Raw genomic sequence first — 7,285 nt, 5'->3', positions numbered from 1 at the left:
ATGGTGCTGCCGTCCGCATTCGTCGGCGGAATGTCGTTCGCGTTCAGAATCGCGATCGATGCGGGAAGCATCTTCTGTCCGAGTGCCTCACGGTTCTTGACGAAGAGAGTGGCAGGAATGGGTCCGTGGCGCATGGGTGATGAAGAGGTAGGGTTATTGGGGGCCGCAAGTCTGTGAGGTCGCGGTTTTCAGCCAACAACGAAGACGGGTTTTGCGAGCACGTCCAACTTCGGCTCAATGCCGAGGCCGGGCTGCTTCGAGGCGGCCATACGACCGTTCACACGCTGCGGCGCGCCGTCGGCGGTGCTCACGGTGACGTAGCTATTGAAGTCCGTCGTCGTGAAAAGAAACTCCGTCGGCGTGCTCTGCGCGAGATGGGCGATGGCGGCGGTGGCGATGTCGCCGCCCCATGAGTCCTCCAGCGTCATCGCGATGCCCATGCTCACACAAAGATCGCGCGCCTGTTTGATCTTGGTGAGGCCACCCAGCTTACTGATTTTCAAATTCACCACGTCCATCGCGAGATCGGTCTTCGCCCGAAGCAGAACGCCGAGGTCGTCGATGTTTTCATCGAGCACGAACGGATGCGGAATCTGCCGCCTCACCGCGAGACACTCCTCATATGTCAGGCACGGCTGCTCGATGTAAACGTCCACGTCGCGGACGGACTTCGCCACGCGCACGGCTTCGTGCTGCACCCAGCCCGTGTTGGCGTCGGCGATGAGGCGATCGCCGGGCTGGAGTTTCGCAGCGACGGCGAAAATGCGTGCGATGTCCGTATCGGGATCACCGCCTACCTTGAGCTGAAAACGCCGGTAGCCCTCCGCGCGATAGCCCGCGACCTTCGCCGCCATCTCCTCCGGCGATTCCTGCGAAATCGCACGATAGAGATGCACGTCCGCGCCGTAGCGTCCGCCGAGCAATTCACACACGGGCATCCCGCATGACTGCCCGAGGATGTCCCAGCACGCGATGTCCACGCCGCTCTTCACATACGGATGCCCCTTCAGCGCCGCGTCCATCTTGCGATTCAACTTCATCAGTTCGCGCGGGTCTTCGCCGATGAGATGCGGCCCCAGTTCGCGCAACCCCGCGCGCACGCCTTCCGCATAGGCCGGGAGGTAAAAGGGGCCGAGGGGACACACTTCGCCATGACCGGTGATGCCGGTGTCCGTTTCCACCCGCACGATGGTGCTGTCGAACACGGTCACGGATTTGCCGCCGCTCCACTGGTAGGTCGTTTCGCGCAGCGGCAGTTCGACGCGATAGGCGAGGATGCGGGTGATTTTCATAGGAAAGAGACGGAGACAGGTTGCCTCATCGGAGGCAGACTTTACCTTCCACGCATCGCCCCGTCTTGATTCAAAACCGCGTGCCAGCATGAAACTCAGCACAATTGCCGCACTTCGCGCCGCCGCGTCCGTCACGGACGCCGGCGTGGACGTTCGGTTGCTGGAACTGCTCTTCGATCACACGCCCGACATTGCCTTCTTCATCAAGGACGCCGCAGGCCGCTACCTCGTGGTGAACGATTCGCTCGTCGAACGCCACGGCCTGCGCAGCAAAGCACAAATGATAGGCCGGAGACCGAGCGATGTGTGCCCCGGCGATTTTGGGCGCATCCCCGCCGAGCAGGACGCTGCGGTGTTGCGCACAGCCCGCCCCATCATCGAGCGGCTCGAACTCCACTGGTATGCGCCGCACAAACCGGTGTGGTGCCTCACCACCAAGCTGCCCATGCGCGACGCCACCGGCGCCGTGACTGGCATCATCGGCATTTCGCAAGACGTGCGCACCCCGATGCCGACGAAGGAAATCCCCGCGGAAATCGCCGCCGCGCTGCAACGCCTGGAGACCGCCTTTGCCGACCCGCTCACGCCCTCTGCACTGGCGTGCATCGCGAAGCTGCCCAGTGCGCGATTCGCCCGCATCATCAAGCGCATCTTCGGCATCACGCCGAGCCAGATCATCGCAAAAACCCGCATCGCCGCCGCATCACGACTCCTCCGCGAAACGGACCGCACCGTCGCCGAAATCGCACTCGCATGCGGATTCTCCGATCACAGCGCCTTCACCCGGGCGTTCCGCGCGATGACCAGCGCGACGCCCACGCAGTTTCGCAGCAGCATGGATGGCAGATTAAACGGCAGAGATGCATGCCGATAGCGTCGCCGAAGAACCCCCACACGCCGCGTGTTTGAGGCGTTGCTGAACGTGTTCGATACCGACGCAAGTGTACCCAAAGCAATCTTTTATGTCGATGTGATTGGCACTTGGGTGAAGCGACCTTTACCCAAATCCCATGAGGAACTGTTTTTTCAATTTCCACTTTTTCTTGTGCCCCTTGCGGCCTGATACGCGTTTCAAACACGATTACAAAATGCTTTGGCAGAGCTGCTTATACCGCAATCAGCCTCGCGGAAATGAGCCAAAATCCGGGCTCCAAAAGGTGTAAAGTTGGGCCGTTGCTTTACACCTACTTTACACCTGCGGTCCGAACGAAGGCGATGATGCGCTCGATCATGGGCGCGGTGATCTGAAACTCAGTGAGGCGCAGCACGCGCCAGCCTTCCAAGGCCGCTTCCAGATACTTCTCGGCGTCTGCGGCGAAGCCCTGCGGACGGTTGTGGCGCCCCTGGATGTAGATGCCACCTTCGACCTCGATGAGCGTCCGGCTCTCGATGTGCGCAAAATCCGCACGCCACCTCCGCTCCGGGTGAAACCGATACTCGCGTTCCAGTGCCGGGCCGCCGAGCGATTGCCAGAGCAGCAGGAATTTGCGTTCAAGATGGGAGGCGCGGGTTTTGTCGCGGAGACGGGCGCGGAGGATGGGCACTCCTGCCGCGCGCTGTCAAAGCCAGCCCCCGCTCCTGAATTGAAGGAGCGACTCGTTGCTACGCCTTCACATGTCCCGAGACGAGTTTGGTCATCTCGAACATGCTCACGCTCTTCTTGCCGTTGAAAATCACTTTGAGCGCGGCGTCGGCGTTGATCTGGGTTCGCTTCTTGGCGTCCTGAAGACCGTTCTTCTTGATGTAGTCCCAGAGATTTTTGGTCAGCGCACCGCGGGGCAGCGGCTTGGAACCGACGATCGCGGAAAGCGCCGCATCCGGTTGCACCGGCTTCATCAGCGCGGGGTTGACTTTGCGTTTGGCTGGCTTCTTGGCAGCGGGCTTTTGGGGGGAAGACATGGCGCATAAGAAAATTGCCCAGGCCCGGATGCAAGCCTCAAGTGACGCGCTACGGCTTACCAATACTGCCTGCTCATCACCTGCCTAAAGCTTTGCCTCAAACTCCACCAGCCGCTGCAGCGCCTCGAGAAAATCCTTAAAGGCTTCCGCCGGCAGCATGATCGTGTCACGCCGACCACCGACGTCCTCGGTAATCTTGAGGAACCGTCCACGCTGGTTCTCTTTCAGATCCAGGAAGAATACCTTCCGATCGATGGCGATCTTTTCTGACGCAATCGGCGGGGATGGAGGCGGACGCTGTGAATCGAACTGTGAATCAAAGTCAGACATCACCAATTTCCTACGAACAAGGCGGTATCTCAGATGCCGCACGCAATGATATTTTTTCTTACGCTCAGCCGAGCGCACCCACTACCGGCGCATCCGCGTCAACCGGCCTTCCGGGAGAGTTGGAGGCGTTGCGCCATGCCGAAAACCGGCCTTCCCGGAGGCTTGAAATCGGGGTTTATTTCACCCCCGGTGCGATGCGTCGGTTACTTCGTCGCCGGATTTGCCGATAGCTCGCGTTTCATGGTCGCGGACAGTTTGCAACCTTCTGGCGCATGATCTTGCCGGACTTGAATTTAACTGTCGCCCTGGCAGGAATTACAAAGCTGCTGCCCGGTTGTTTCGGGTTGCGGCCCACCCGCGGTTTGGTGAGTTTCACCTCAAGGATGCCGAAGTTCCGAAATTCCACTGCGTCTCCGTGAGCAAGTGCATCTGTAATGTGATCCAGTGTTTTCTGGATCACATCGAAGACCTGTTACTGCACCAAGCCTGTATCGTTGCTAATTTTAACGACGAGTTCCCTTTTCGTTAATGTTCCCATAATGGCCTCAGAATAAAGCTTTTCCGAATGAAACCATCAAGGATGGACTTTCCAGAAAAGAATCATTTTATGCCGCCTGGAGCGCGATTCCGCACCGGGAAGGCCGGTTTTCGGCAAGGTGCTTGATCTTCTGAGAAGGATGCCATTGCCGCAGCGTCTGAATGTAGGTGTTGCCGGGAAGGCTGAGGCAGCAGTGGCTGTTGCCGTGGCCGGTGTCCAACTCGCGAATGACCTGCTCGACAAGTTTCCATCGTGGATTCTTGCGACGCAACCCCGCCTGATTCTCGAGGAGCAGACCATGCAGTACAACTTTTGCCGCATCCACAAAACACTTCGCGTCACCCCGGCGATGGAAGCGGGCATTGCCGATCACGTCTGGACAATCGACGAGATCATTGCTCTGCTCGGCTAAAGATGGTCGGTAAGTATTCGGTCGAACAGTTCATGCGTGATTTCCACGCGCTATGGAAAAATTGGCCCACGCTGGTGACAGAATACAGCCATCAGGAGATGTTGGCTTTGATACGAGCATACTTTTACGAGCATTATGGAGACAATGCCGAAGTCGTCGGCGATCTTCACCTCAAGGTGATGGACGCGCTTGGAGAATATATCGATCAGAGCCTTCCGGAATTATCAAATGCAGTTGAGAACATCCCGGATCGGCTTGCTCAGGCAGTTTTTTTTCTGGTTGTTCTGGGTAAGATTCACTGTCCAACGCCACAGCAGATCGAACTGGTCGAACAGAAGCAGATTCCGAAAAATTAGCGGGGCGCGCACGAAACTGTACCACTACCCTTCGGGCGCCCGATTTGACAATGAACGCCAGGTCGCCCACGTGCGCGCCTGGAAGGGGTGTGCGAGGGCGGGCGGCCGGGTTTGAGGGCGACTCCCGCAGAGCACGTTTGCGACGATCCCAGAAATTTTAAGGGCGCCAATCGGAAACCCAAAATGGCACGCAATTTACCGCGCAGAACGGGACTTTGAGCCGTTGTACAAATGGCTTGCCGGGAGAGGAATAGCCGCCCGGAAAAAGCTGCACGAGCTACGCAAGGAATGCGGATCGGTGATCGCCAACAGCATGGGGATTTTCGCCGCGTCCCGCGCCCTTCGCCACTCCGATATCCACCTCACCTCGCAATATTACGCCGACAAGAAAGTGCGCATCACCACAGGTTTGGATTCTATCCTGGGCTGATGAGTTGGGGTGAGGTGCCTGTAGCCAGCTTTAACGGCGGCACGGGGGGATTTGCGCTCGCCTGTACTGGAGCATTCGCGAACGGCAAACCTATATGGAAAGACACCAACTTGCCGATACCCAAACGGTCGGCCGCATCATTGGGGGGAGAAGAAATCCTACGCGCGCTCGATGGTGGTCGGGATGATTTGTGAGGATTCCAGGAGGTGAATCATGGTGGTGACGGATCGCGCGGTAAAAATCGGGTGCTGATTCTGATCGTCAATTCGCTGCGCTGGAGCCGGCGTGAACCAACGTGTCCAGGTGCTGCCGCAGCAGGGCTGAATAGTGGAGGTGATCGACAAATCTCGAAGGTATCCCCGCGAGTCCGCACGCCGCACCGAGCAGCGCGCCAACGACTGCTCCACGGTGGCAGTTATCTCCGCCGACATTGGTGTTTGCGATCACCCCTGCCGCGAAATCATCGGCGTATTTCCAGGCGAGGTAGAGCGATGCTGGAAAAGCATCGGCGATGTAGCAGGCCGGGCTGACGCGCTGGCCTATCACGACTTCATCAGGCTCGCGCGACCATTGTTCGGCTTTGCGCTGCGAGAACCAGTCGGTGCCGTGCTCGAAGATGGCTTCGCGCAGGTCGGCACCCGCCGCTACTTTGCAGAGGACGCGGGTAAGGGCATCTCCTGCGATGCTCACCTCCTCGCTCCGATGGGTGAGATTGATGTGTTCGCGGACCGCCTCACGGGCGGAGCTCAGATCCGAAGCGAAAAACGCGGAGAGGATGCCCACATGGGCAAGTCCACCGATGTGAATGTCGTTGCCGCCGCATCTTCTCGGCGCCGCGCCACGTGCGTAAGCGGTAAAGAATTTCCGGTGATACTCCTCCATGTAGGTATCGCGGTGTTGACCCGGCGTCAGCATGAAGTGGATGTAGCGTTCGAGATAATCATCCGCGTCGTAGTCACCGCGCGCGATCAGCGATTCGATGAGCACTTTCGCAAGTTGGAGGTTGAGTGTATTTTCGCCGGATTGGAGGAACTGGTGGTAGTGAATTTCGCGCTGTCCCCAGTATTGCGCCTGATCGTGCAGGATGTCGCCACGCTCGTTCAGTGGGGTGTATTCTGAGCGCCAAAGGATGCTGCCCGGATGCCGGCTTTTCGGCGCAACGTATTCGCGAACAACACCATAGTCGCGGCGCAGTGCGGCGCGGTCGTAATACCAATGCACGGGCATGGAGAGAGCGTCGCCGATGAAAGAACCCCATGCGAGCCCGGACAGTGTGTCTTTGTTCATAGAGGTGATGTTGCCGGCAATGGTTATTTAGGGACTGATTGGTGGAAAGCAGCGCGCGCACCCGTGGGGACACATTTCGCTTTGCACCGGTTCATGGAAAAGCAATACCCGGAGCTTTCGCCCCGGGGTTGCTGTATTTTCAATCGGTCTGAAACTGCGGGATTACTTGGGCATTAGGACGCTATCGATGACGTGGATCACGCCATTCGTGCCGATGATGTCGGTCTTCAAGACTTTCGCGCCGTTTACGGTCACGCCACCGCCGGCCACTTTCACGTCGAGTTCTCCACCCTGCACGGTCTTCACCATGCCGGTCTTCACAGCCGCAGCCAGCAATTTGCCGGGGACGACGTGATAGGTAAGGATGGCGGTGAGCTTCGCCTTGTTCTCGGGCTTGAGCAGCTCTTCGACGGTGCCCTTTGGCAGTTTTTGAAAAGCCGCGTTGGTCGGGGCGAAGATCGTAAACGGGCCGGCGCCGTTCAGCGTGTCCACCAGGCCCGCGGCCTTCACTGCGGCGACGAGGGTCGAGAAGTCGGCGTTGCCTGCGGCAATGGCGACGACGGTTTCATCCGCAGGCTTTGCCGCGACGTTGTTAACCGCGAGCGGGCTGAGGGACAGCACCGCGATGGTGAGTGCGAGGATTCGTTTCATAGGTTTATTAGTTGGATTCGGTTTGTTTGCACCGTTGTGAACGGCTCATTTGATACGAGGGCGGCGCTCCGGCAGAGGCGCGGTATATTT

10 protein-coding genes and 1 pseudogene are annotated in these 7,285 nt (G+C 58.6%); 4 read left to right on the top strand and 7 right to left on the bottom strand.

What is annotated here, in order from left to right:
* Positions 1 to 188: 188 nt before the first annotated feature.
* Positions 189 to 1,292 carry a cis-3-hydroxy-L-proline dehydratase gene (locus ABJF10_RS27800; RefSeq protein WP_348547880.1) on the bottom strand — a complete coding sequence of 368 codons (1,104 nt, stop codon included), beginning with the start codon at positions 1,290 to 1,292 and terminating at the stop codon, positions 189 to 191.
* An 88-nt stretch (positions 1,293 to 1,380) separates the two neighbouring features.
* Between ABJF10_RS27800 and ABJF10_RS27795 the strand changes: the two genes are divergently transcribed.
* Entirely contained in the window at positions 1,381 to 2,166 is a 786-nt protein-coding gene (locus tag ABJF10_RS27795; protein ID WP_348547879.1) for an AraC family transcriptional regulator, read from the top strand.
* A gap of 310 nt (positions 2,167 to 2,476) precedes the next feature.
* On the opposite strand, the gene ABJF10_RS27790 is transcribed toward ABJF10_RS27795, so the two are convergent.
* The 4 genes from ABJF10_RS27790 to ABJF10_RS27775 all read right to left on the bottom strand — a co-directional run bounded on the left by ABJF10_RS27790 (position 2,477) and on the right by ABJF10_RS27775 (position 3,981).
* On the bottom strand, positions 2,477 to 2,836 hold the full coding sequence (locus ABJF10_RS27790) for a hypothetical protein (protein WP_348547878.1): 360 nt from the start codon (positions 2,834 to 2,836) through the stop codon (positions 2,477 to 2,479).
* Positions 2,837 to 2,894: 58 nt separating this feature from the next.
* On the bottom strand, positions 2,895 to 3,191 hold the full coding sequence (locus tag ABJF10_RS27785) for an SWIB/MDM2 domain-containing protein (protein WP_348547877.1): 297 nt from the start codon (positions 3,189 to 3,191) through the stop codon (positions 2,895 to 2,897).
* 84 nt (positions 3,192 to 3,275) lie between these two features.
* A complete protein-coding gene (locus ABJF10_RS27780) occupies positions 3,276 to 3,521 on the bottom strand; it encodes a PUR family DNA/RNA-binding protein (protein ID WP_348547876.1) in 246 nt (81 codons plus the stop codon).
* A 238-nt stretch (positions 3,522 to 3,759) separates the two neighbouring features.
* Positions 3,760 to 3,981 (bottom strand): HU family DNA-binding protein, encoded by a 222-nt coding sequence (locus ABJF10_RS27775; protein WP_348547875.1) that lies wholly within the window; start codon positions 3,979 to 3,981, stop codon positions 3,760 to 3,762.
* Positions 3,982 to 4,363: 382 nt separating this feature from the next.
* On the opposite strand from ABJF10_RS27775, the pseudogene ABJF10_RS27770 reads away from it, so the two are divergent.
* From ABJF10_RS27770 to ABJF10_RS27760, 3 genes and pseudogenes are all read left to right on the top strand, one after another.
* Positions 4,364 to 4,471, top strand: a pseudogene (locus tag ABJF10_RS27770) (IS1 family transposase); the annotation flags it as partial.
* 32 nt (positions 4,472 to 4,503) lie between these two features.
* The gene (locus ABJF10_RS27765) at positions 4,504 to 4,827 is read left to right on the top strand and encodes a hypothetical protein (RefSeq protein WP_348547874.1); all 324 of its coding nucleotides are present in this window, start codon (positions 4,504 to 4,506) and stop codon (positions 4,825 to 4,827) included.
* Between the two features lie 223 nt (positions 4,828 to 5,050).
* On the top strand, positions 5,051 to 5,257 hold the full coding sequence (locus ABJF10_RS27760; RefSeq protein WP_348547873.1) for a hypothetical protein: 207 nt from the start codon (positions 5,051 to 5,053) through the stop codon (positions 5,255 to 5,257).
* 261 nt (positions 5,258 to 5,518) lie between these two features.
* On the opposite strand, the gene ABJF10_RS27755 is transcribed toward ABJF10_RS27760, so the two are convergent.
* Positions 5,519 to 6,544 (bottom strand): ADP-ribosylglycohydrolase family protein, encoded by a 1,026-nt coding sequence (locus ABJF10_RS27755; RefSeq protein WP_348547872.1) that lies wholly within the window; start codon positions 6,542 to 6,544, stop codon positions 5,519 to 5,521.
* 162 nt (positions 6,545 to 6,706) lie between these two features.
* Positions 6,707 to 7,195, bottom strand: coding sequence for a fasciclin domain-containing protein (locus ABJF10_RS27750; protein WP_348547871.1), 489 nt, complete (start codon positions 7,193 to 7,195; stop codon positions 6,707 to 6,709).
* Between the last annotated feature and the right edge of the window lie 90 nt (positions 7,196 to 7,285).

The sequence above is a fragment of the Chthoniobacter sp. genome (assembly GCF_040003245.1).
Classification (GTDB): Bacteria; Verrucomicrobiota; Verrucomicrobiia; order Chthoniobacterales; family Chthoniobacteraceae; genus Chthoniobacter.
Note: the sequence above shows the minus strand (reverse complement) of the source record. Positions and strands in the feature narration are given on the sequence as shown.

Bases quoted from the DNA above. Each gene is read 5' to 3' on its own strand.
- ABJF10_RS27800 (WP_348547880.1), bottom strand. From the start codon at position 1,292: ATGAAAATCACCCGCATCCTCGCCTATCGCGTCGAACTGCCGCTGCGC.
- ABJF10_RS27795 (WP_348547879.1), top strand. From the start codon at position 1,381: ATGAAACTCAGCACAATTGCCGCACTTCGCGCCGCCGCGTCCGTCACG.
- ABJF10_RS27785 (WP_348547877.1), bottom strand. From the start codon at position 3,191: ATGTCTTCCCCCCAAAAGCCCGCTGCCAAGAAGCCAGCCAAACGCAAA.
- ABJF10_RS27780 (WP_348547876.1), bottom strand. From the start codon at position 3,521: ATGTCTGACTTTGATTCACAGTTCGATTCACAGCGTCCGCCTCCATCC.
- ABJF10_RS27765 (WP_348547874.1), top strand. From the start codon at position 4,504: ATGCGTGATTTCCACGCGCTATGGAAAAATTGGCCCACGCTGGTGACA.
- ABJF10_RS27755 (WP_348547872.1), bottom strand. From the start codon at position 6,544: ATGAACAAAGACACACTGTCCGGGCTCGCATGGGGTTCTTTCATCGGC.
- ABJF10_RS27750 (WP_348547871.1), bottom strand. From the start codon at position 7,195: ATGAAACGAATCCTCGCACTCACCATCGCGGTGCTGTCCCTCAGCCCG.